Genomic DNA, 22,145 nt, shown 5'->3' with positions numbered 1-22,145 from the left:
GGATCACTCCTTGCGGCGGGCGCGGATCACCGCCCACAGGATGACGGCCAGCGCCAGAACGCCCAGCCCATGCAGGGGCGAGAGCAGCCAGTGCGCCGCGCTGTCGGCCGGCAGGGCAGCGTCGTGGCCGGAATGGGCGAAAGCGGCGGAGGCCGAGGCCAGCCAGAATGCGATTGCCTGTTTCATGGGGTCTCTCCTCCTCAGCGGACCTTGACGTTGGCGAGCTCGTCGCCGTCGGGCGACATCACGTGGGTGGAGCACGCAAGGCAGGGATCGAAGCTGTGCAGCGTGCGCAGGATCTCGACCGGCTCCTCGGGACGCTCGACCTTGGTGTTCATCAGCGAGGCCTCGAAGGCACCGATATTGCCGGCGGTATCGCGGGGCGAGCCGTTCCACGTGGTCGGCACGACGCATTGGTAGTTCTCGATGCGCCCGTCCTTGATCTTGATCCAGTGGCCCAGCGCGCCGCGCGGCGCCTCGGTCATGCCCACGCCCTTGGCCTCGGAGGGCCAGGTCGAGGGATCCCACTTCTCGACATTCGCGGTCGTCTCGTCGCCGTTGCGGATGTTGGTCATCATCTTGTCGAAGAAGTGCCTCTGCAGACGGCCGCAATACTCGGACTCAAGCGCCCGCGCCGCGGTCCGGCCCAGCGTCGAGAACAGCGCCTCCATAGGCAGGTCCATGTCCGACAGCAGCCGGTCGACCTGATCGCGGATGTCCTCGTGGCCCTTGGCGTAGCCCACGATGTAGCGCGCCAGCGGGCCCACCTCCATCGCGTGACCGCGCCAGCGCGGGGCCTTGATCCACGAGTACTTCGCCGCCTCGTCGAGCTCCTTGATATCGGTGCGGGTGCCCTTGGCGTTGGGGCCGAGCTCGTATTTCGGCTCGGTGACGCCATCCCACGGGTGCAGGCCCTTGCCGGCCTCGCCATAGGTGTACCACGAGTGATCGACGAATTCCTGCACCTGCTCGGGATCGCGCACGTCGACATCGAGCACCTCGTTGAGGTTGCCGTTGATGATCGCGCCGCGCGGCAGGTGCAGCTGCTCGGGCGAGAAATCATTGGGATGCTCGGGGATGTCGCCATAGGCGAGGCAGGCCTGCGACGACAGGCCGCCACCGTAAAGCCAGTTGCGGTAGAAGCCCCCGATCGCCTTCACGTCCGGGATATAGACGTTGCGGTTGAACTCCTGGGTCTGGTCGATGATCGACGAGACCATATTGAGCCGCTCCATGTTGATCGCGCCGACCGAGCCCACGCCATCCATGTTGATCGGGCACGGCACGCCGCCCACCAGCCAGTTCGGATGCGGGTTCTTGCCGCCGAAGATGGTGTGGACCTTGACGATCTCCTTCTGCAGATCGAGCGCCTCGAGATAGTGGGTCGTCGCCATCAGGTCCGCCTCTGGCGGCAGCTTGTAGGCGGGGTTGTCCCAGTAGCCGTTCTTGAAGAGTCCGAGCTGGCCGCTCTCGACGAATTTCTTCAGCCGGTTCTGCACGTCGCGGAAGTAGCCCGGCGACGACAGCGGATGGTTCGGGCCCACGGTCTGCTGCAGCTCCGAGGTCGCCTTCGGGTCGGCCTTGAGCGCGTTGATCGGGTTGACCCAGTCGAGCGCGTGCAGGTGGTAGAAATGCACCACGTGGTCGTGGATCTCGAGCGCCAGCTGCATCATGTTGCGGATCGAGTTGGCGTTGTCGGGGATCGAGATACCGAGCGCATCCTCCACCGCACGCACCGAGGTCAGCGCGTGGGTGCCGGTGCAGACGCCGCAGATGCGCTCGGTGAAGGCCCAGGCATCGCGCGGATCGCGGCCCTTGAGGATGACCTCGAGCCCGCGCCACATGGTCCCGGTCGAGACCGCATTGGTGATGATGTTGTCATCGTTGACGTTGACCTCGCAGCGCATGTGGCCCTCGATCCGGGTCACCGGGTCGATCACCACGCGCTGGCCGCCATTGTCGAGCGTGTAGCCATTGGGGGTCTGGATAACCATCGGTTACACCTCCTCTTTAGACGTCTGGGTCTTTTTCTGTGCGGTTTTCAGCGCCGAGACGGCGGCGTGCAGCGCGATGCCGCCACCGACCACGCCGGCCGCCGCCATGCCGATCTTGTCGGCATTGGCCTCGACCCCGAACTGGGTCAGGTCGGTGACGCGGTTGTAGAAGCTGCCCTGATCCCAGAAGCCGTCTTCCGAGCAGCCGATGCAGCCATGGCCCGACTGGATCGGGAACGAGACACCCTCGTTCCAGCGCACCGTCGAGCAGGCGTTATAGGTGGTCGGCCCCTTGCACCCCATCTTGTAGAGGCAATAGCCCTTGCGCGCGTTCTCGTCGTCCCAGGCCTCGACGAACTGACCGGCATCGAAATGCGGCCGGCGATAGCACTTGTCATGGATACGCTGAGAGTAAAACATCGCCGGCCGCCCCTGCCGATCAAGCTCCGGCAGACGGTCAAAGGTGAGCATGTAGGTGATGACCCCGGTCATCACCTCCGCGATGGGCGGACAGCCCGGCACCTTGATGATCGGTTTGTCGGTGATGACCTTGTGCACCGGGGTGGCCCGGGTCGGGTTGGGCTTGGCGGCCTGCACGCAGCCATAGGAGGCACACGCCCCCCACGAGATGATCGCCTTGGCGTGCTCCGCGGCGTGCTTGAGCTGGTCGACGAAGGGCTTGCCGCCGACGATACAATACATGCCATCCTCGTTGAGCGGCGGGTTGCCCTCGACCGCGAGGATGTAGTTGCCCTTGTACTTGTCGATGGTCTCCTGCAGCGCCGCCTCGGCCTGATGGCCGGCCGCCGCCATCAGCGTGTCGTCGTAATCGAGGCTGATCATCGACAGCACCACGTCCTTGGCGAGCGGGTGCGCCGAACGGATGAAGCTCTCGGAGCAGCAGGTGCATTCGAGCCCGTGCACCCAGATCACCGGGGTGCGCGGCTTGGTCTCCATCGCGTGGGCGATCTTGGGGACGAAGGCCGGCCCGAGGCCCAGCGCGGCGGCGGTCAGCGAGCAGTATTTCATGAAACTGCGCCGGGTGATCCCCTGGCTGCGCATGACCTCGTAGAAGGTTTCGATCTGGCTCAAGCTGGCGCCCTCCTCCAATTCGCGAAATCCCTGCGCCGACGCTCCCTGTCGCGCAGCATTAACCGAGCATCGCGGTATGCCGCCGTGTGCGGAAGGCCGATGCCCGTTTCGCGGGCGCTTGGAAAAGATGAACCTAGACAGTATGTTAGATGGATATGCCGGGGCGTGGCGCGGTCAGGGGCTTTCCGGGCCGCGCCGGGCTCCGGTCAGCGGCTTTCCAGCCCTGCGAGCGCCACCAGCGCCTGACCGAGCGCGAGGCCGCCATCGTTGGCCGGCGTGCTGCGGTGAATCAGCACGGGCAGATCGCCCAGCGCCTTCACCGTGAGATCGAGCAGAAGCGCGTTCTGGAAGCAGCCCCCCGAGAGCGCCACCGCCTCGGCCCGCCCACTCTCGACCAGCGCCCGCGCCTGCGCCGCGAAGGCCTCCGCCAGCCCGGCATGGAAGCGCCACGCCCGCTGGCCCGCGCGCACGCCGTCGCGCCCGTCCTGCACGAGTTGCCGGATCATCGGCGCGGTCTCGAAGACCCCGCTCTCGAAGGGCAGCCCGTAGCCCTCCCCCGACCCCTCGGCCATCGCCTCGAGGCGCATCGCCGCCTCGCCCTCGAAGCTCTGCGCCTCGGCACAAATGCCGAGACAGGCCGCCGCCGCATCGAAGAGCCGCCCGGCGCTGGAGGAAAGCGGCGCGTTTAGGCCCCGCTCCGCCGCCATCCGCAGTGCCGCCAGCGGCTGCGCAGCAAACAGCGCCTCTGCCTCTTCCGCCAGCCCCGCCTGATCGAGCCGCACCAGCGCGTTGCGCCACGGCTCCCGCGCCGCTTTGTCGCCGCCCACCAGCGGCGCCGGCCGCAGCCAGCCGACACGCTCGAAACCGCGGTAATCGCCCAGCAGCAGCTCGCCACCCCAGAGCGTCCCGTCCGCGCCGAGCCCGGTGCCGTCGAGCACGATCCCCGCCACCGGCCCGCCCTCCAGCGGCCAGAGGTTTTCGCCCAGACAGGCGGCAAGATGGGCGTGGTGATGCTGCACCTCCAGCACCGGCAGGCCCAGCCCCTGCGCATGCTGCGTCGCGCGGTACCCCGGGTGCAGGTCGCAGGCCACCGCCTCAGGGCGATGATCGAAGAGCGCGGCATAGTCGCGATCCGCCTGCAGGAAGGCCTCCCAGGTCAGCGCCTCGTCGAGCTCGCCCAAGTGATGGCCAAGCATCGCCTGCCCATTCTTCACCAGGCAGATCGCCGCCTTCATCTGCCCGCCATAGGCCACCACCTGCCGCTCCGGGAAACCCTCTGGCAGAGGCAACGTCCCCGGCACCCGCCCGCGCGCCCGCCGCAGCACCATCGGCCCGTGCGGCGTGATCCGCTCAACGCTATCATCAAGCCGCCGGGCGATGTCGCGGTCATGCATCAGGAAGCCGTCGGCGATGCCGCCAAGCGTCTCCCGCGCTTCACCGTTGCCGATCGCCTGCGGCTCGCCCGAGAGGTTGCCGCTGGTCATCACAAGAGGCCGCCCGAGCGCGGCGCAAAGCAGGTGATGCAGCGGCGTGTAGGGCAGCATCCACCCGAGCGCCCCCTGCCCCGGCGCCAGCACCTCGGGCAGCCCCCCCTCCCGCTTCGCGAGCAACACGATCGGCGCCGCCGCCTCGCGCAGCAGCGCCCGCTCCGCCTCCCCCGGCGCCGCATAGCCTTCCAACACCTCGCAAGAGGCCATCAGCGCCAGCGGCTTCGCCGGCCGCCGCTTGCGCGCCCGCAACGCTGCCACCGCCGCCGCGTCGGTGGCATCGCAGCATAGGTGAAATCCGCCCAGGCCCTTCACCGCGAGGATCTCGCCGCGTCCCAAGGCCTCCGCCGCCAGCGCCAGAGCATCGCCCCCGACCTCACCTCCATCACGCTCGAACCACAGCCGCGGCCCGCAATCCGGGCAGGCCACAGGCTGCGCGTGGAAGCGCCGGTCGCCCGGATCCTCGTATTCCGCCCGGCAAGGCTCGCAGAGCGCAAACCCCGCCATGGTGGTCTGCGCCCGGTCATAGGGAAGCCCGGTCAGGATGGTGAAACGCGGCCCGCAATTGGTGCAATTGGTGAAGGCATAGCCCCGCCGCCGCCCGTCGCCGAAGATCTCCGCCACGCACTCGCCGCAGCTCGCCGCATCCGGCGTGACGCGCGTCTCCGCACCCGGCCCGCCAGAGGCCACGATGGCAAAGCCCTCGCCCTCCGCAACCTGCGCCGCACGGCTCTCCACCGCATCGACCCGCGCCAGCGGCGGCGCATCCAGCCGCAACGCGGCCTCGAAGCCCTCGAGATCGCCCCCGGCGCAGAGGATCAGTACCCCCTCGGCATCGTTCGACACCTCGCCCGAGACCCCGAAGCGTCGCGCCAGCGCCCAGACGAAGGGCCGAAACCCCACCCCCTGCACCTGCCCGCGCACCCTTATGCGCCGCCCGCTCAGCACGCCCGCATCTTCTTCTGGCCAAAAATATCCCGGGGGAGTCCGCGCCCCGCGCGGACGGGGGCAGCGCCCCCTTCTGCCCGTGCCATCAATGCACCGTGCAGACCATGCATGGATCGAAACTCCGCACCACGTGCTGCACCATCACCGGCGTGGTCTCGCCCTCGCCCACAGGCGCACCGACCAGCGCCGCCTCCACCGGCCCCGGCACGCCACCAGCGTCGCGCGGCGAGAAGTTCCATGTCGTCGGCGCCACGATCTGGTAGCGCGCGATCCGCCCCTTCTCGACCGCGATCCAGTGCCCCAGCGTGCCGCGCGCCGCCTCGACGAGCCCCACGCCAACGCCTTCGCGCAGCGACGGCGCCGGGTCCATGAACACCGCCCCAGGGTCCAGTGCCGCCGCCCAGTCCTCGAGCCAGAGCACGGTGCGGGCGATCTCGAGCAGCCGCCCCGCGATGCGCGCCCGCACCGAGCCTTCGTCGGCCAGGCCCAGCGCCAGCGGATGGCCGTCGACCACCTGTCGCGCCAGCGCGCCGACCTCGACCGTGCGGCCGCCCAGGCGCGGCGCCTTGCACCAGCTGTAGCCCGGCTCGGCCATGTCCTCGTCGGGCAGCGTCGCGCCCTGGGCGGGGTGCGCCGCATCGCCCAGCATCCAGGCATGGCTAACATCCTCGACGATCTCGCCGGGATCGAATTCCGAGACCGCGCCGCCCTCCCAGACCCCAGAGCGGGTCACCCGCCCCTCGGCCAGCGGGTAGGCGCCGCAAGAGAGGTAGCGCCGCGGCCCGACGCCGATCGCCTCCAGCCCCAGATCCGCCGAGATCTCCGAGAACAGCGCCACGTCGCCGCGGGTCCAGCCCTCGCAAGCGGCGACCGATCCCAGCGCCGCGAAATCCTCCAGAGACCCGCCGAAAAGCTCGCGTTCGAGCACGCGCCTGGCGGCGCGCAGCGTGGTCTGGATGCGAATGCGGTCGCGCGCATCGGGCGCGCGCGTCACCCCGCCGGGCTGGATCGCCAGCGTGTGCGGCCACTTGCCGCCGAGGAGCCCGACGATGTGGAAGAGCTGCGCCCGCGCCTCGATCAGCGGCCGCACCGCCGAGCCTTCCTGCGCGGTGTAGCGCGCCACCGCGCGATCGTGCCAGCCGCGCCCGGCATAGACCGGCCGGGCGAAATCCGGCATGAAGAACAGCGCGAAATGGCTGATGTGATCGCAGAGGTTCTCGACCCCGTGCAGGATCGCCGCCGCCAGCCGCCCCTGCGGCGGCATCGTCACCGCGCCGGCATCGGCCAGCGCCAGTGCCGCCGCCGCCGACTGGCTGATCGAGCAGATGCCGCAGATCCGCGGCGTCAGGGTCAGCGCGTCGCTCGGGGCCTTGCCCTGCAGCATCATCTCGAAACCGCGGAACAGCGGCGAGTTGGCCCGCGCCTCGACCACCCGGCCCTCCCGCACGTCGAGGGCAATCTCGAGATCTCCCTCCACGCGGTTGAAGGGGCCAACCAGAAGCTGCCTGTCGCTCATTTCCGGGCCTTCACGCTGGGCGCCTGCACGAGGCGGTCGGAATGGGCGTTGCGCTCGATGCGCTGCGGCGTCGCGGCCTTCGAGAGTGAGGCCAGCGCCATGAACCACGCCTTCGGCATGTCGGAGGGCAGCCCCACCGGGATGCCGGCGATGGTCGGCGTCTCGGTGAACGGGTGGCCCGGCTCCTCGAATTCCGGCGCGGTGCAGGCGATGCAGGGGTAATTCCCCCGCGTGCACGAGCCCTCGCCGTTCCACGGCCGGATGTTGCAATCGCCCACCGCCTGCGTGCCGACGCAGCCCAGGTGCTCCATCATGCAGCCCATCTCGCAAAGCGTCCGGGCGCTGGCCTTGTACTCGTAGAACTCGTTCTTGGTGCAGCCGTGATGCACGAGGTGATCGGCGTAGAAGCGCGGCCGGGCCAGCGCGTCGAGATCGCCCGCGCCCAGCGCCCCGCCCGCCAGCATCAGAAGCGTCTCGGTGACCCAGGCCGGATGCGTCGGGCAGCCCGCCACATTGATCACCGGCAGGCCGGAGCGGCTGGTGAAGCCTTCGTCGAGCGCCGCGCCCTTCTGGCGGCCGTCATATTGCAGACCCACCGCGCCCGCCGGGTTGCCGCCCGCCGCCGTGATGCCGCCAAAGGCCGCGCAGGTGCCGACGGCGACCACGTGTTCGGCCATCGGCGCCAGCGCCCGCACCCAATCGAGCATCGAGCGCCCGGTGCCGGCCAGCATGTGGAACTTGCCCGTCCCGCGCGGGCCGGTCACCACCGACCCCTCGAAACACAGCACGTCGAGCGCGATCTCGCCGCGCTCCACCGAGCCCAGCAGCGCCTGCACCTCGCAGCCGGTCTCGACCGAGAGCGACGGGTGCCAGAGAAACTCGATGCCGGCATCGCCCAGCGTGTCGAGCACGTTGGGATTCTCGGCGCAGAGCAGCGACATGGTGCAGCCGCCGCAGCCGGCCGATTGCAGCCAGAGGATATTCATTCAGGCCTCTCCCGGTGTGTCCGCCAGCGGCAGCTCGAGCACGAAGACCGCCCCCGGCCCGGGCAGCAACGACAGCTGCCCGCCATGTTCATCGGCGATCTTGGCGCTGATGGAAAGCCCCAGCCCGGTGCCCTTGCCCACCGGCTTGGTGGTGAAGAACGGGTCGAACACCGCCGCCCGCTGCTCGTCGGGGATGCCGGGGCCATTGTCGGAGACGGTCATGCGCGCCCGCCCGCCATGCGCGGCAAGGTCGATGCGGACCTCGGGCGCCGCGACCCCGTCGACGGCATCGAGCGCGTTCTGCACGAGGTTCATCACGATCTGCTGGATGTGCCCCGGCACGCCGATCACCCGCAGGCTCTCGGTCCCGGTAAAGGCCACCGTGACCCCCGACTTGGCGCCGCGCTCGACCCAGCGCGCGCCCACGCGCGCGGTCTCGGCGAGATCGAACGGCACTTTCTCGCCGCTGCCCTCGGAAGACAGCCGGCGCAGGTCGGCCACGATGTCGCGCACCCGCTCGGCGCCTTCACGGGCGCCGTGGATCGCGGTCGAGAGATTGCCAAGCGCGCGCTCGAGCTTGAGATCGCTGCGCAGCCGCACCAGCTCCTCGCGCGGCGCGCCCGACTGAACCTGCTCGAAATAGGTCTCGAACTGGCCAACGTATTTCTCCAGCGCGTGCACGCTGGCATAGACGAAGCTGATCGGGTTGTTGAGTTCGTGCGCCACCCCCGCCAGCAGCCGGCCCAGCGAGGCGAGCTTCTCGTTGCGCACGATCTGGCTCTGCGCCTGCTTCAGCTGCTCATGGCTGAGCTCGAGCTCGGCATAGGCCCGGCGCAGCTCGCCCAGCGGGCGCCCGCTGAGCACCGCGCCGCCGAAGCGGTCGCGGGCGTCGAGCCGCGGCGAGAGCACGATGTGAAACGGCTGCGCGCCGGTCTCGGTGGGGATGCTGGCCTCGAAATCCGCCACCGCGTGGTTCATTCGCAGCTGGTTCAGCGCCGCGCCGATCTGCGCCGCCCCCTCGGCATCGAAGATCTCGGCCACCGGGCGCCCGATCACCGCCGCCGCCCCGCCGCTGACCAGCGCGAAGAGCGACTCGCTGGCCTCGGCGACGCTGCCGTCGCGGTCGATCACGATGAGCACGTCGCTCACCGAGTGCAGAACGCCCTCGATGAGATGCTTGGCGGCGGTCAGCTCGGCATTCTGGTGCTCGAGCTGCTCCTGATGCGCCACCAGCTCGCTATAGGTCTGGTCGACGGCGCGCAGCACCGACTGCCACGCCTCGTCGGTCATGGCATTGGGATCGTCTTGCGTCAGCGTGCCGGGCTCGTCCATGCGCCGATACTATGCGCGGGCCGCGCGCCGTGGCAATCGGCGCCGCGCCCCTGACCGCAACGTGACCGCTAACGGCGCCTGCGCAGAATTTATCCATTTTCGCCAGATGCTTCCCTTCCGCGCCCCCATTTCCGCGCGCTTCCTTGACAGTCCGGGGGCGCCGGGCAAACTCCGCCCGATCCCGCCGTGGCGGGCCAGAAAGACCAACAAGGAGCAGCCCTCTCATGGACAGCAACGGCATTCCCGAACTCGTCTCGCGCGACGTCCACGTGGGCATCTTCGATCTCGACGGGCTGTTCCGCCACAAGCTCATGGACGGGGCCAAGGCCGACAAGCTGATCGAGAAGGGCTACAGCTTCTGCGACGTGCTGCACGCCTGGGACAGTGCCGAGAAGACCTGGGACGACAGCGAGACCTATATCGATCGCCCGGCGCAGATCTTCCCCGAGACCCGCCGCCACTGGCCCTTCGGCGCCAATGCCGAGGTGATGGTCGCCGATTTCACCGGCGATTTCGGCAAGAAATCCCCGCGCAACCAGCTGCTGAAGCATCTGGGCCGCGCCGAGGCGATGGGCTTCGAGGTCACCGCCGCCTTCGAATACGAGTTCTTCCTGCTCGACGAGACCGCCGACAGCCTGCGCGAGAAGGGCTATCGTAACCTGCAGCATTTCGCCAAGGCCAACCGCACCTACTCGTTGCAATCCGCCGCCGCCTATGGCGACCTGTTCGACGGTCTGCGGCAATGCATGAGCCTGATGGATATCGGGCTCGACAGCCTGCACACCGAGCTCGGGCCGGGCTGTTTCGAGGCCCCTCTGACGGTGGCGAAGGGCGTCAAGGCGGCGGATGACGCGGCACTGTTCCGCAATTTCGCGCGCGCCTACTTCGCCCGCAACGCGCTCACCACCGTGTTCATGTCGAAGCTCTCGCCGGAACTCTCGGGCCAGTCCGGGCATTTCCACATCTCGCTGCAGAAGGACGGTGCACCCGCCTTCGCCGATCCCGACGCGGCGGACGGCCTGTCGCAGACGGCGCGGCACTTCCTTGGCGGGCTGCTCGAGCTGATGCCCGAGATGCTCGTGCTGACGGCGCAGACGGTCAACGCCTACAAGCGGCTGGTACCCGGCGCCTGGGCCCCCACATGGGCGAGCTGGGGGGTGCAGAACCGCACCGCCGCGGTGCGCATCATCAACGACAGCCCCGAGGCCACCCGGCTTGAATTCCGCGTCCCGGCGGCGGATTCCAACCCGCACGCCGTCATGGCGCTCTGCCTCGCCGCCGGTCTGCGCGGCATCGAGACCGGGGCCGAGCCGCCCGCCCCGGTCAAGGGCAGCGCCTACGAAGTGCAGCCCGCTGCCAGCGCGCGGTTCCCGCGCGATCTCGTCGAGGCCACCGACCGGCTCGAGACCAGCGAGGCGGCCCGCTCGCTCTTCGGCGATACCTTCGTCGATCATTTCGTGCGCTCGCGGCGCTTCGAGGTGCAGGATTACCTGCGCCACGTCAGCCCGTGGGAGATCGAGCGCTATATCGAGCTGTTCTGAGCGCCGCCTCACCTGCTGTTGATGGCCTGTGACCGGCGAGGCGCGCCCGGCGGGTTTCCTTTCGCGGCCCTGCGGCCAAGTCTTGTGGTATCCCTTTCCGAGCCCGCAGGAGCCCCGCCATGCTGTCGCGCCGCAGTTTTTCCCTCGCCCTCGCCGGCAGCCTCGCCGCGCCGTCGCTGCTGCGCGCCCAGCAGGGCCCCGGCGAAATCCGCGACCTCGCGGTCGACCTCGACCAGCTGCACTCGATCCAGATCCGTCGCGGCGACGAGACCCTGCTGGCCGAGGCGCCGCGCGGGCCGGGGCTGGGCCGGGTCGCCAATATCAAGTCCTGCTCCAAGAGCCTGCTGGCGCTGATCCTCGGCGCGGTGATCGACGAGGGCGGCATCGAGAGCGTCGAGGCGCGGCTGGGTGACGTTGCCCCCGGCCTGATCCCCTCCGGCGCCACCGCGGGCGTCGAAGACCTCACCATGCGCGATCTCGTCACCCTGCGTGGCGGGCTCGAAGGCACCTCGGGGGGGAACTACGGCGCCTGGGTCAGCTCGTCCAATTGGGTCTCCTACGTGCTGCGCCAGCCGCGCATCGCCGAGAACGGCGGCCGGATGATCTATTCCACCGGCACCACCCACCTGCTGGGCGCCGCTATCGCGACGGCCACGGGCGAGAGCCTGCTGACGCTGGCGCGGCGGCATCTCGGCACTCCGCTGGGCATCGAGATCCCGGCCTGGACCCGCGACCCGCAGGGCTACTACTTCGGCGGCAACGAGATGGCGCTGACGCCCGAGGCGATGCTGCGCGTGGCGGTGGCGATGCGTGACGAAGGACGCTACCGCGGTGAACAGGCGCTGCCCGCCGCTTGGGTCGAGGCCTCGCAGGAGGCGCGGACCCGCTCACCGTGGTCGGGGCTCGGCTATGGCTATGGCTGGTTCCTGAGCGACAGCGGCTGGATCCTCGGGCGCGGCTATGGCGGTCAGGTGATCGCGGCGCACCCGGCCCGCGACCTCGCTGTCGCCATCACCTCCGACCCGACGCGCCCGGCCCGCTCGGCCGGCTATTTCGGCGACCTGATGGGGCTGCTCGACGGGCCGATCATCGCGCTGGGCTGAGCCGCGCCGGCGGGCGCGCAAAATATCTCGCACGCGAATGAACCCTGTGGAGGGGCACCGGCACTAACCCGGTATCCAGAGCGAGATGGTCTGGGCCAGACACCACCACAGGAGACATTTGCATGAAACTTCTTACCCTGATCGCCGGCGCCGCCCTGTCCGTTGCCGCGTCCACCGCAATCGCAGCCCCGGCCGGCATGTCCGGTGGCGGCGTGCTCGTTGATGGCGAGGGCATGACCCTCTACATCTTCGACAAGGACGCCCCGGGCACCACCAATTGCTATGGCGGCTGCGCCGCGAGCTGGCCGCCCTTCGTCGCCAAGTCGGGCGCAAGCGCCGAGGGCAATTTCAGCCTCGTGACCCGCAAGGACGGCGCCGAGCAATGGGCCTACAAGGGCATGCCGCTCTATTACTGGGCCGGCGACCGCAAGCCGGGCGACACCAAGGGCGACGGCGTCGGCGGCGTCTGGCACGTGCTGAAGTAATCCCCCCGCACTCCCTTCCTCCCCGCGCACGGTCCGGCAGCTCCCTAGGGGCTTCCGGGCCGTGTTGCGTTTGCAGGCCCTCCGCTCGAGACGACCCGGACGACGACGCATTCACGCGTGGAATTTCGGCAACTTCAGGTTGATAAGCCACCACGAGAGAACGTAGGGTCAATTACAACGAAAATTACAACGCTCACGACAACGCTTTGCCCGATCGAGTGATGTATCGTTGTTCGTGAGCCACTTAGGAATTGCGCTCAGGACCGAACCGGCGGGCCACCCCGGCGGCGAGACATCAACCGGGAGAGGATCTCCACACCAGCGCCACGTCAACACGGGCAGGTCGCACGGCCAGATGCGATGCCGCCCGGTGGCGCCAAGCCGGATCCTTCCCGCGTCGCGCCCCTGCACAAGGGGATGCACGCAGCAATGTCTTCGCCGCCCAGGCAGCATTGGGCCGGATGCAGATATTCACTCCGGTAACCCGGTGCCCAAATTTTTTGTTGATCCGATGAACCTTTTTCAACCGGCAGGGCACCTATCACCGCAGACAGCAAAGCGATGATTTTGGCATGCGCATACTCAATTCCCTCCGGGCCGCCCGTACCGGCCCAAGACCCAGAACCGACGAGGCCTTGCTGGCTGCGGTGGCCAAGGGCGACGTTGCCGCCTTCGAGGAGCTGCATCGGAAATATTTCCCGAAGCTGATGCATTTCGCCCGACGCATCACCGACAATGCCGAATCCGCCGAGGAGGTCGCCAACGATGCGCTGATGACCGTCTGGCGCACCGCCGACCGCTTCCAGGGCCTGTCGAAGCCCTCGTCCTGGATCTTCGGCATCGCCTACCGGATGTCGCTCAAGCAGCGCCAGAAGCTCGGCAAGCGCAGAGGAGACGTGGAATTGGACGAAGGACTGATCGCCGATGGCAGCGACACCGAAACATCGGTGATGCACAAAAAGGATCTCGCCGCCGCGCTCCAGCAGCTGACGCCGGAATTGCGCGCGGTCGTGGAGCTCACCTACTATAACGGCTATCTCTACACAGAGATCGCGGAAATCCTCGAGTGCCCGGTGGGCACGGTGAAGACGCGCATGATGACGGCACGCAAACGCCTGCGCGAGATGCTGTCGGACGAGGCGCACCAAAGTTCGGAGAACGCAGTTGCATGATTCCAAGCCCATACCCAGGTCAGAGGCCTACGAGACTGCCTGGGAGCTGATCCCGTGGTACGTCAATGGCAGCCTCCCCGAGGACGAGGCGGAGCTGGTGCGGCACCAGGCCCGGATCTCCCCGGAATTCGCCGCCGAGGTGGCGCGGCAGCACGACCTCGCGCAGCAGGTCGCCACTGTCGACCCTTCTGACGCCCCCGTCGACCGCAGCTGGGAAAAGCTGCGCGCCCAGATCGACGCCGAAGCCACGGCGCGCGCCCCGGTGCCGCGGTCCCGCGGCTGGCTCGCCGGTCTACGCGGGGGCTACACGCTCGGAGGGCTGGGCGTCGCCGCCTGCGTGCTGCTCGCGGTGGTGCTGTTCCAGCCGGAGGGCGATGACTACCAGACCCTGACCAGCGGCTCGGAGGCCGGCCCCGCGATCAAGTTCCAGCTCGCCGGCGACCTGTCCCCCGACGCCTTGGCGCAGCTTCTCGCCGCGCATGGCCTGACGCTGATCGACGGCCCCTCCGAGGCCGGCGTCTACACCGCCGCGGCCTCCGCCGAGGCCGACCTTGCCACCGCCGCACGGGATCTGATGGCCACGCCCGAGGTCCTGTTCGCCGCCCCCGACGAGTGATCCCCATGCTGCGTGCCATCGTCTCGCTCCTGCTTGCCGCCCTCCTGCTCGCCGTCCCCGCGCGGGCGCAGCAGGCCCCGCCCTGGCGGCTGGTGCCGGCCGATGGCATCGCCACGCAGACCCACCTGATCCTCACCGTGCCGTTGGCCGACCCCGACGCACTGAGCGCCGTCGCCGCCGGCATCGAGGCCCGTTTCAATGTCACGCTCACCGCCGAGTGGCCGCTGCAATCGCTCGCCGTTCACTGCCTCGTGGTCGACACCGAGGGCAATCCCGATCTCGACGCGCTGATCGCCCGGATGCAGGCCGATGCGGAGATCCGGACGGTGCAGCGGATGAACGATTTCCAGGTCTTCGAGGCGCTCTACCGTGATCCGCTGCTGCCGATGCAAAGCGCGCTGAAACAGATCAACGCCGCCGCCGCCCACCGCCTCAGCACCGGCGCGGGCGTGCGCGTGGGCGTCATCGACAGCGCCATCGACAGCGACCATCCCGATCTCGCGGGCCGCCTCGCCGACCTGCGCGATTTCGTCGGCAACGCGCAGGGCAGCGCCGCCGAGCCGCATGGCACCGCCATTGCCGGCATCATCGCCGCCGATGCGGGCAACGAGATCGGCATGATCGGCGTCGCGCCGCAGGCCGAACTCGTGGGCCTGCGCGCCTGCTGGCAGCCGGAGGGGCTGGGCGGGCGCTGCAACAGCTTCTCGCTGGCGCGGGCGCTGAACTTCGCCATCCTCAACGACGTGCACGTGCTCAACATGAGCCTCGGCGGCCCGCCGGACCCGCTTTTGCAGGAGCTGGTCGAGGCGGCCGAGGCGGCGGGGATGATCGTCGTCGCGGCCTGGGGCGAGAGCGCGGAGCCCACCTTCCCGGCCTCGCTTCCGGGGGTGATCGCCGCCGGGAATGGCACCGAGCGGCAGGTGCCGGCGCCCGCGGTCGACGTGATCAGCGCGGCACCGCACAACGATTACCGCTATGTCTCCGGCTCCTCCGTCGCCGCCGCCCATGTGAGCGGCGTCGTGGCGCTTCTGCGCGCCCGGCACCACGATCTCGCCGCGCCCGACATCGCCCACGCCCTTCATGGCGCGGTGGTGATGCATGGCGATGTGCCGATGGTCGATGCCTGCGAGGCGCTGCGCGCGGTCGAGGCCAGCGCCCCGGCCTGCCACGACTGACCCGCGCCTCGCGGCAAAATAATTCCCCCATGACATGAACCTCTCTCTCGGCTCCGGGCACCTACGGGATGACCGGAGCCGAGACCGGTCGGGCGCGTTCTCCCCCGCCCCGCCTCTCCGCTCCGGCGCCACGACGCCAACGGAAGAGAGGCCCCGCCATGTTTGCCCGCGTTGTCCTGACGACCCTCAGCCTAATGTTCGCCGCCTTGTCCGGCGCGGCCCAGACCAGCGACCGCACCGTCGCGCTCGTGATCTCGGTCGGAGAGGGCGGCGCCCGGGCCGACGCGGTGCAGACCCAGCTCCAGCTGATGGGCGCCGAGACCCTGCGCGCCGCCGATCCGAACAACGCCGAGCTGCGCTCGATCCTCAAGCGTTTCGCCCGCGAGGCCGAGGATTCCCGCGCCACATTCGTCTATCTCGATGCGCCCGCGGTGATCTTCGAGGGGCGCGACTACGTGCTGCCAGCGGGCGCGACGCTGGGCCGCTCCACCGATCTCTTCACGCAGGCGATCCCGACACTGGCCTTCGCCCGCTCTGCCGCGCTCTCCGAGCAGGGCGGCGCCGTGGTGCTGACCGTGACCGCGCCGCCTTCCGGCCTGCCGGGCGGCATCAGCAAGGTCGAGCGCGCGCCCGATCCGGTGGCCGGCGCGGCCGCGGTCGTGGTGGCCGGGATCGGCGCCTTCGGCCCGGTGCTGACAGTGCTCGAGGCCGCCGCACGGCAGGAGGAGGTCGAACTCGGCACCATCCTGCGCGGCATGTTCACCAAGGACGGCGTGACGCTCTCCGACCTGCCCTCGAACCGCATCCTGCTGCGCGCCGCGCCCGAACTCGCCGCGGACCCTGAACCGGCCCCCGTTGCGACCCCGGCAGCCACGCCCGAGTCGGTCGCGGCCCCTCAGCCGGTGGCAGAGCCCGAACCGGTGGTCGAGGCAACGGCCACGCCCGAACTGCCCGCCGAAACCATCGACGAGCTGCGCATCCTCGAGCAGTCGCTCTCGCGCTCGGCCAAGCGCGGCATCCAGCGCGAGCTGCGCGCCGGGGGCTTCTATCGCGGACTCGTCGACGGGATCTTCGGCCCCCAGACCCGCGAGGCGATCACCGACTTCCAGCAGAGCCGCTCGGAGGAGGCCACCGGCGTGCTCAACCGCCGCCAGCTTCTCGACCTCAGATCCTGATCCCCTCGGGCCACGCGCCCGCCTGCCCCGCTGCGGGCTCGGTCCCGCCTGCCCACCCCTGCGCACGCATGCGCGAACCCGCCCGCGCCGAGCCGCGCACAACCTGGAAGGAGCGAGCCCATGGGCCTGCGTTTCAAGTACAACATCGTCCTGCTTCTGGCCTGCGTCATCGGCATCGGCGCCGCCGCCGGCCTCTCCTACCGCTTCGTGCAGGCATCGGCGGTGGAGGAGATCGAGGAATCGATCCGGCTCCTGCGCGCCAACGCCCTCGCCGTGCGCTCCTACACGCTGACCAATATCGACCCGCTGCTCTCGGACGACAACGACATCCTGTTCCTGCCCGAGACCGTCACCTCCTTCGCGGCGCGCTCGGTCTTTGCCAACGTGCAGGAGCATTTCCCCGAGTTCAGCTACAAGGAAGCCGCGCTCGACCCGACCAACCCCGCCGATCTGCCCACGCCGCTCGAGAAGGAGCTGATCGAGCAGTTCCGCGCCGATCCCGCGCTCGAGCAGCTCTCGACCGTGATCGAGGGCGAGAGCGGCCGCGTCCTGACTGTCGCCTTCCCGCTGACCATCTACCAGGAGGGCTGCCTGCGCTGCCATTCGACCCCCGAGGCCGCGCCGCCCGCCATGGTCGATCTTTACGGCCCCGATCACGGCTTCGGCTGGGAGCTGGGCGAGACCGTGGGCGCGCAGATCATCTCGGCACCGATGGCGCTGGCCGACAAGCGCGCGCTGGAGACCGGGATCATCCTGATCGTTGGGCTCGCGGGCGTGTTCCTGCTGGTCTTCGTGCTCACCAACCTGATGCTCGGCCGCATCGTGCTGCGCCCGGTACGGCGGATGTCGGAGGTGGCCGAGAAGGTCAGCATGGGCGATTTCTCGGTCGAGGAATACAAGAAGCCGGGGCGCGACGAGATCAGCTCGCTGTCGGTCTCGTTCAACCGGATGCGCCGCAGCCTCGAACGCGCGATGAGCATGATCGATGTCTGACGCCACGGTCATCGTGCCCGGCGGCGGGCGCCGCATGGTCGGCAAGTACCGCATCGACGGGGTGCTCGGCGAAGGCGCCATGGGTGTGGTCTATGCCGGGCAGGACCCGGATATCGACCGCCCTGTCGCCATCAAGACCATCCACCAGCACCTGGTCGGCGCGGCGGGCAGCCAGGACTGGCTCGACCGCTTCGCCCGCGAGGCCCGCGCCGCGGGCCGGGTGCAGCATCCCAACCTCGTCACCGTGTTCGACTTCCTGCAGCAGGAGGGCGTGCCCTACCTCGTGATGGAGCGGGTGCGTTCGGTGACGCTCGAAGACCGGCTGGCCGACGGCGCGCGGCTGCCGCACGAGGAGATCCACGCGATCTTTGCCCAGATCCTCGCCGGTCTTTCGGGCATCCATGCCGCCGGCATCGTGCACCGGGATCTCAAGCCCGCCAACGTCATGCTGACTGATGACGGCACGGTGAAGCTCACCGATTTCGGCATCGCACGGCTGACCGCGATGGAGGCCACCGGCGCCGGTATGGTCGGCACCCCCTCCTACATGGCGCCCGAGCAGCTCACCGGCGGCGAGATCGATGCCCGCGCCGACATCTATGCCTGCGGCGTGGTGCTCTACGAGCTGCTGACCGGACGCAAGCCCTACAAGGGCGGCGGCGTCGAGGCGCTGTTTGCCGCCGTGCGCGAGGGCCGGGCGCCGCGTCCGGGCGAGATCAACGAGGGCATCCCGGCCGAGCTCGACCATATCGTGATGACCGCGATGCATGTCGATCCAGAAAGGCGCTTTGCCCGCGCCGAGGAGATGCGCGCCGCGCTTGCGGGGATCCTACCCGCCGCCAACCGCACCGGGCTGATCGAGGCCGCGCCCAGCGCCCGGGCCCCGGATGCCACGCTGACCAAGACCATGCTGACCCGCATGAGCGGCGGCACGCTGGCGCGGCTCGAGCAGCACCTGACCGGCAGCCTCGGCCCCATGGGCCGGGTGATCGCCCGCCGTGCCGCCGCCAAGGCCTCCACGACGGAGCAGCTCGTCGCCGCGGTGCTGACCGAGGTCGAGGACGAGGCCGAGCGCCAGACCCTGCGCCGCGCCATCGAGAGCGCGCTGGCGCAGGACGCCACCGCGCTCGGCACCGCGCCGGGCCTGCCCGACGCCGCGCTCACCCGCCTGACCGAGCTGCTGACGCCGCATCTCGGCCCCATCGCCCCGGTGCTGGTGCGCAAGAGCGCCCGCAAGGCCGCGAGCTTCGAGGCGCTGGCGCAGACGCTCTCCGAGGCGATTTCCGCCCCCGACGAGCGCGCGCGCTTCCTGCGCGCCGCCCTGACCTGACTTGCTTTGACCCGCGAAAGGCCCCGCCATGCTTGACCTCGCCGCCTTCCTCGCCGCCATCGACGCCGACGCGCCGAGCGGCCCCGATCTCGAATACGACCCCGAGTTCACCGCTTTGGAGCTGGCCAACGCGCCCGGCGAGGAGCGCGTGATCGGCGACGCGGTGATCCCCGCCGAAGACCCGGATTTCGCCGAGGTCACCCGCGCGGCCCGCGCACTTCTGGAGCGCAGCCGCGACCTGCGGGTGGCGGTGATCCTCGCCAATGCCACGCTGCGCACCGACGGGCTTACCGGCTTCGAGACGGTGCTGGGCTACATCCGCCACGGGCTCGAAGCGCACTGGGACAGCGTGCATCCCCAGCTCGACGCCGAGGATGACGACGATCCGACGATGCGCGTCAACGCCGTGCTGGGCCTGACGGATCGCGACACGGTTCTCGCGGCGCTGCGCGCGGCAGCGCTGGCGGAAAGCCGCGCCTTCGGGCATGTCTCGCTGCGCGACGTGAAGATCGCCGAGGGTGAACTGCCCGCCCCCCCGGAGGGCGAGGCGCTGAGCCCGCAGAGCATCGAGGCGGCCTTCATGGACAGCGACCCCGAGGCGCTCGCCGCCCGCGCCGCGGCGGCCGAGACCAGCCTCGCGCATGTGCGCGCCATCTCCGAAACCTTCGACGCCCGGATCGGCAGCGACGGGCCGGATCTCGAGCCGCTTGAGCGCGTCCTGCGCGAGATCGTCCGGCGCTTGTCGGAGCACGTCGCGGCCCCGGCGGATGCCGAAGAAGAGGACACGACGGAGGCCGAGACGGGCGACGGGGTCGAGCACGCCCCGCACTTCCCCGCGCCAGGCGCCGCGCCAACCGCAAGCGCCCCCGGCGCCATCGCCTCGCCCGAGGATGTGAAGCGCGCCATCGACCGGATCATCGACTACTACACCCGCACCGAACCCTCGAGCCCGGTGCCGCTGCTGCTGACGCGCGCACGCCGGCTCGTCTCGGCGGATTTCCTTTCGATCATGAAGGACATGGCCCCGCTCGGGGTCGAGAACGTCGCGCTGATCGGCGGGCTCGAAGAGAGCGACGACGAATAATCTCCGCCTCGCGTGAACCTTTCCCCCGGGCCCGGGCACTCATTTGCAGACCAACACGGGAGTTTTCACCATGGCCGACAGCAGTCAGAAATTCGTGGCCCGCAACCGCGCGCCACGCGTCCAGATCGAATACGACGTCGAACTCTACGGCGCCGAGAAATCCGTCCAGCTGCCCTTTGTCATGGGCGTGATGTCGGACCTTTCGGGCAAGTCGGTGGAGCCGCTTCCGGCGGTGGCCGACCGCAAGTTTCTCGAGATCGACACCGACAATTTCGACGACCGGATGGCCTCGATGAAGCCGCGCGCCGCCTTCAACCTGCCCAACACCCTGACCGGAGAGGGCAATCTCGCCGTCGACATCACCTTCGAGAGCCTCGACGATTTCGCCCCCGACGCCATCGCCTGCAAGGTCGCGCCGCTGCGCAAGCTGCTCGAGGCGCGCACCCAGCTTTCCAACCTGACCACCTACATGGACGGCAAGACCGGCGCCGAGGAGCTCGTCACCAAGCTCCTGCAGGACCCGGATCTGCTCAAGGCCCTGGCCTCGGCCCCGACGCCGTCCTCCGAGACCGAGGACTAGGCCATGACCAAGATGCAGACCAACGCCGCCCAGGAGGCCGCCGCCGAGACCGCCGAGACGACCTTCGGCTCGGGCGAGTTCGCCGCCCTGCTGGAGAAGGAATTCCGGCCGAAATCCGAGCAGGCCCGCAGCGCCGTGGAAGAGGCGGTGCGTACGCTCGCCGAGCAGGTGCTGGCCAATGAGACGCTGGTCTCGGACGACGCGCTGCGCTCGATCGAGGGCATCATCGCCGAGATCGACCGCAAGCTCACCGAGCAGGTCAATCTCGTGCTGCACCACAGGGATTTCCAGCAGCTCGAAAGCGCTTGGCGCGGGCTGCACTACCTGGTGAACAACACCGAGACCGACGAGCAGCTGAAGATCCGGGTGCTCAATGTCTCGAAGAAGGATCTTTCCAAGACCCTGCGCAAGTTCAAGGGCACCGCCTGGGACCAGTCGCCGATCTTCAAGAAGCTCTATGAAGAGGAATACGGCCAGTTCGGCGGCGAGCCCTATGGCTGCCTCGTCGGCGATTACCATTTCGATCACAGCCCTAAGGATGTCGAGCTGCTGGGCGAGATGTCCAAGGTCGCGGCCTCGGCCCACGCTCCGTTCATCGCCGGGGCCGATCCGTCGCTGTTCCAGATGGACAGCTGGTCGGAGCTCGCCAACCCGCGCGACCTGTCGAAGATCTTCCAGACCCCGGAATACGCCGCCTGGCGCTCGCTGCGCGAAAGCGAGGACAGCCGCTATCTCGGCCTCGCCATGCCGCGCTTCCTCGGCCGCCAGCCCTATGGCGACAAGACCGAGCCGGTCGAGGCCTTTGCCTTTGAGGAAGACACGGAAGGCGCCGGCTCGGAGAAGTACTGCTGGGTCAACGCGGCCTACGGCATGGCGCGCAACGTCACCCGCTCGTTCAAGGAATACGGCTGGTGCACGCGCATCCGCGGGGTCGAATCCGGCGGCACGGTCGACAACCTGCCAACCCACAGCTTCCCCACCGACGATGGCGGCATCGACATGAAATGCCCGACCGAGATCGCCATCTCCGATCGCCGCGAGGCGGAGCTCGCCAAGAACGGCATGATGCCGCTGGTGCACCGCAAGAACACCGACATGGCCGCCTTCATCGGCGCCCAGTCGCTGCAGAAGCCGGCGGAATACGACGATCCCGACGCCTCGGCCAACGCCAATCTCGCGGCGCGCCTGCCCTATCTCTTCGCGACCTGCCGCTTCGCGCATTACCTGAAATGCATCGTGCGCGACAAGGTCGGCTCGTTCCGCGAGCGCGACGAGATGCAGGAATGGCTGCAGAACTGGATCAACAACTACGTCGACTACAACGCCGAGACCTCGCCCGAAGAAGTCAAGGCGCGCCATCCGCTGGCCGCCGCCGAGGTGCTGGTCGACGAGGTCGAGGGCAATCCCGGCTACTACGCGTCGCGCTTCTTCCTGCGGCCGCATTACCAGCTCGAGGGGCTCTCGGTCTCGCTGCGGCTGGTCTCGAAGCTGCCGTCCCAGAGGGGCGACTGAGCTGGTCGCCTCTGCCTGATCCCC

Annotated in this window: 19 protein-coding genes; 12 read left to right on the top strand and 7 right to left on the bottom strand. The window is 69.0% G+C overall.

Going from position 1 to position 22,145, the window contains the following annotated elements; genetic code table 11:
- Positions 1 to 3: 3 nt before the first annotated feature.
- The 7 genes from KUV62_RS04145 to KUV62_RS04115 form a co-directional block, all read right to left on the bottom strand.
- On the bottom strand, positions 4 to 186 hold the full coding sequence (locus KUV62_RS04145; RefSeq protein ID WP_222602428.1) for a hypothetical protein: 183 nt from the start codon (positions 184 to 186) through the stop codon (positions 4 to 6).
- Between the two features lie 14 nt (positions 187 to 200).
- Positions 201 to 1,994, bottom strand: a complete 1,794-nt coding sequence (locus KUV62_RS04140) for a nickel-dependent hydrogenase large subunit (RefSeq protein WP_222602427.1) — start codon at positions 1,992 to 1,994, stop codon at positions 201 to 203.
- Between the two features lie 3 nt (positions 1,995 to 1,997).
- Entirely contained in the window at positions 1,998 to 3,086 is a 1,089-nt protein-coding gene (locus KUV62_RS04135) for a hydrogenase small subunit (RefSeq protein WP_222602426.1), read from the bottom strand.
- A gap of 206 nt (positions 3,087 to 3,292) precedes the next feature.
- Entirely contained in the window at positions 3,293 to 5,521 is a 2,229-nt protein-coding gene (gene hypF / locus KUV62_RS04130; protein WP_222602425.1) for a carbamoyltransferase HypF, read from the bottom strand.
- Positions 5,522 to 5,606: 85 nt separating this feature from the next.
- Positions 5,607 to 7,037, bottom strand: coding sequence for a nickel-dependent hydrogenase large subunit (locus KUV62_RS04125; RefSeq protein WP_222602424.1), 1,431 nt, complete (start codon positions 7,035 to 7,037; stop codon positions 5,607 to 5,609).
- Positions 7,034 to 8,023: a HupU protein gene (locus tag KUV62_RS04120; protein ID WP_222602423.1), complete on the bottom strand. Its 990-nt coding sequence runs from the start codon at positions 8,021 to 8,023 to the stop codon at positions 7,034 to 7,036. Before KUV62_RS04120 ends, KUV62_RS04125 begins: the two co-directional genes overlap by 4 nt.
- Positions 8,024 to 9,355 carry a sensor histidine kinase gene (locus KUV62_RS04115; protein ID WP_222602422.1) on the bottom strand — a complete coding sequence of 444 codons (1,332 nt, stop codon included), beginning with the start codon at positions 9,353 to 9,355 and terminating at the stop codon, positions 8,024 to 8,026.
- A 224-nt stretch (positions 9,356 to 9,579) separates the two neighbouring features.
- Here KUV62_RS04115 and KUV62_RS04110 point away from each other — a divergent pair, with 224 nt between their 5' ends.
- From KUV62_RS04110 to tssC, 12 genes are all read left to right on the top strand, one after another.
- A complete protein-coding gene (locus KUV62_RS04110) occupies positions 9,580 to 10,896 on the top strand; it encodes a glutamine synthetase family protein (RefSeq protein ID WP_222602421.1) in 1,317 nt (438 codons plus the stop codon).
- 119 nt (positions 10,897 to 11,015) lie between these two features.
- Entirely contained in the window at positions 11,016 to 11,999 is a 984-nt protein-coding gene (locus KUV62_RS04105) for a serine hydrolase domain-containing protein (RefSeq protein WP_222602420.1), read from the top strand.
- A gap of 122 nt (positions 12,000 to 12,121) precedes the next feature.
- Positions 12,122 to 12,484 carry a hypothetical protein gene (locus tag KUV62_RS04100; RefSeq protein WP_222602419.1) on the top strand — a complete coding sequence of 121 codons (363 nt, stop codon included), beginning with the start codon at positions 12,122 to 12,124 and terminating at the stop codon, positions 12,482 to 12,484.
- Between the two features lie 635 nt (positions 12,485 to 13,119).
- Entirely contained in the window at positions 13,120 to 13,656 is a 537-nt protein-coding gene (locus KUV62_RS04095) for an RNA polymerase sigma factor (RefSeq protein WP_222602418.1), read from the top strand.
- A complete protein-coding gene (locus KUV62_RS04090) occupies positions 13,649 to 14,272 on the top strand; it encodes a hypothetical protein (protein ID WP_222602417.1) in 624 nt (207 codons plus the stop codon). The genes KUV62_RS04095 and KUV62_RS04090 overlap by 8 nt, the downstream gene beginning before the upstream one ends.
- A gap of 5 nt (positions 14,273 to 14,277) precedes the next feature.
- Positions 14,278 to 15,447 carry a S8 family serine peptidase gene (locus KUV62_RS04085; protein WP_222602416.1) on the top strand — a complete coding sequence of 390 codons (1,170 nt, stop codon included), beginning with the start codon at positions 14,278 to 14,280 and terminating at the stop codon, positions 15,445 to 15,447.
- A 158-nt stretch (positions 15,448 to 15,605) separates the two neighbouring features.
- A complete protein-coding gene (locus KUV62_RS04080) occupies positions 15,606 to 16,622 on the top strand; it encodes a peptidoglycan-binding protein (protein ID WP_222602415.1) in 1,017 nt (338 codons plus the stop codon).
- A 120-nt stretch (positions 16,623 to 16,742) separates the two neighbouring features.
- On the top strand, positions 16,743 to 17,615 hold the full coding sequence (locus KUV62_RS04075; protein WP_222602414.1) for a DUF3365 domain-containing protein: 873 nt from the start codon (positions 16,743 to 16,745) through the stop codon (positions 17,613 to 17,615).
- The gene (locus KUV62_RS04070) at positions 17,608 to 18,945 is read left to right on the top strand and encodes a serine/threonine-protein kinase (protein WP_222602413.1); all 1,338 of its coding nucleotides are present in this window, start codon (positions 17,608 to 17,610) and stop codon (positions 18,943 to 18,945) included. Before KUV62_RS04075 ends, KUV62_RS04070 begins: the two co-directional genes overlap by 8 nt.
- A 28-nt stretch (positions 18,946 to 18,973) precedes the next feature.
- Entirely contained in the window at positions 18,974 to 20,029 is a 1,056-nt protein-coding gene (gene tssA, locus KUV62_RS04065) for a type VI secretion system protein TssA (RefSeq protein ID WP_222602412.1), read from the top strand.
- Between the two features lie 70 nt (positions 20,030 to 20,099).
- On the top strand, positions 20,100 to 20,609 hold the full coding sequence (gene tssB / locus KUV62_RS04060; RefSeq protein WP_222602411.1) for a type VI secretion system contractile sheath small subunit: 510 nt from the start codon (positions 20,100 to 20,102) through the stop codon (positions 20,607 to 20,609).
- Positions 20,610 to 20,612: 3 nt separating this feature from the next.
- On the top strand, positions 20,613 to 22,121 hold the full coding sequence (tssC, locus tag KUV62_RS04055; RefSeq protein WP_261395296.1) for a type VI secretion system contractile sheath large subunit: 1,509 nt from the start codon (positions 20,613 to 20,615) through the stop codon (positions 22,119 to 22,121).
- Positions 22,122 to 22,145 lie beyond the last annotated feature (24 nt).

It is taken from the genome of Salipiger bermudensis, assembly GCF_019801965.1.
In the GTDB taxonomy this organism is placed as follows: Bacteria; Pseudomonadota; Alphaproteobacteria; order Rhodobacterales; family Rhodobacteraceae; genus Salipiger; species Salipiger bermudensis_A.
The sequence above is the reverse complement of the archived record's forward strand: the minus strand, read 5'-3'. Positions and strand labels throughout refer to the sequence as shown.

What these genes read in the sequence shown, in the direction of transcription:
- KUV62_RS04115 (WP_222602422.1), bottom strand. Translation starts at nt 9,355, where the DNA reads ATGGACGAGCCCGGCACGCTGACGCAAGACGATCCCAATGCCATGACC.
- tssB (WP_222602411.1), top strand. Translation starts at nt 20,100, where the DNA reads ATGGCCGACAGCAGTCAGAAATTCGTGGCCCGCAACCGCGCGCCACGC.
- KUV62_RS04140 (WP_222602427.1), bottom strand. Translation starts at nt 1,994, where the DNA reads ATGGTTATCCAGACCCCCAATGGCTACACGCTCGACAATGGCGGCCAG.
- KUV62_RS04120 (WP_222602423.1), bottom strand. Translation starts at nt 8,023, where the DNA reads ATGAATATCCTCTGGCTGCAATCGGCCGGCTGCGGCGGCTGCACCATG.
- KUV62_RS04075 (WP_222602414.1), top strand. Translation starts at nt 16,743, where the DNA reads ATGGGCCTGCGTTTCAAGTACAACATCGTCCTGCTTCTGGCCTGCGTC.
- KUV62_RS04070 (WP_222602413.1), top strand. Translation starts at nt 17,608, where the DNA reads ATGTCTGACGCCACGGTCATCGTGCCCGGCGGCGGGCGCCGCATGGTC.
- tssC (WP_261395296.1), top strand. Translation starts at nt 20,613, where the DNA reads ATGACCAAGATGCAGACCAACGCCGCCCAGGAGGCCGCCGCCGAGACC.
- KUV62_RS04145 (WP_222602428.1), bottom strand. Translation starts at nt 186, where the DNA reads ATGAAACAGGCAATCGCATTCTGGCTGGCCTCGGCCTCCGCCGCTTTC.
- KUV62_RS04110 (WP_222602421.1), top strand. Translation starts at nt 9,580, where the DNA reads ATGGACAGCAACGGCATTCCCGAACTCGTCTCGCGCGACGTCCACGTG.
- KUV62_RS04085 (WP_222602416.1), top strand. Translation starts at nt 14,278, where the DNA reads ATGCTGCGTGCCATCGTCTCGCTCCTGCTTGCCGCCCTCCTGCTCGCC.
- KUV62_RS04080 (WP_222602415.1), top strand. Translation starts at nt 15,606, where the DNA reads ATGTTTGCCCGCGTTGTCCTGACGACCCTCAGCCTAATGTTCGCCGCC.
- KUV62_RS04100 (WP_222602419.1), top strand. Translation starts at nt 12,122, where the DNA reads ATGAAACTTCTTACCCTGATCGCCGGCGCCGCCCTGTCCGTTGCCGCG.
- KUV62_RS04105 (WP_222602420.1), top strand. Translation starts at nt 11,016, where the DNA reads ATGCTGTCGCGCCGCAGTTTTTCCCTCGCCCTCGCCGGCAGCCTCGCC.
- KUV62_RS04125 (WP_222602424.1), bottom strand. Translation starts at nt 7,037, where the DNA reads ATGAGCGACAGGCAGCTTCTGGTTGGCCCCTTCAACCGCGTGGAGGGA.
- tssA (WP_222602412.1), top strand. Translation starts at nt 18,974, where the DNA reads ATGCTTGACCTCGCCGCCTTCCTCGCCGCCATCGACGCCGACGCGCCG.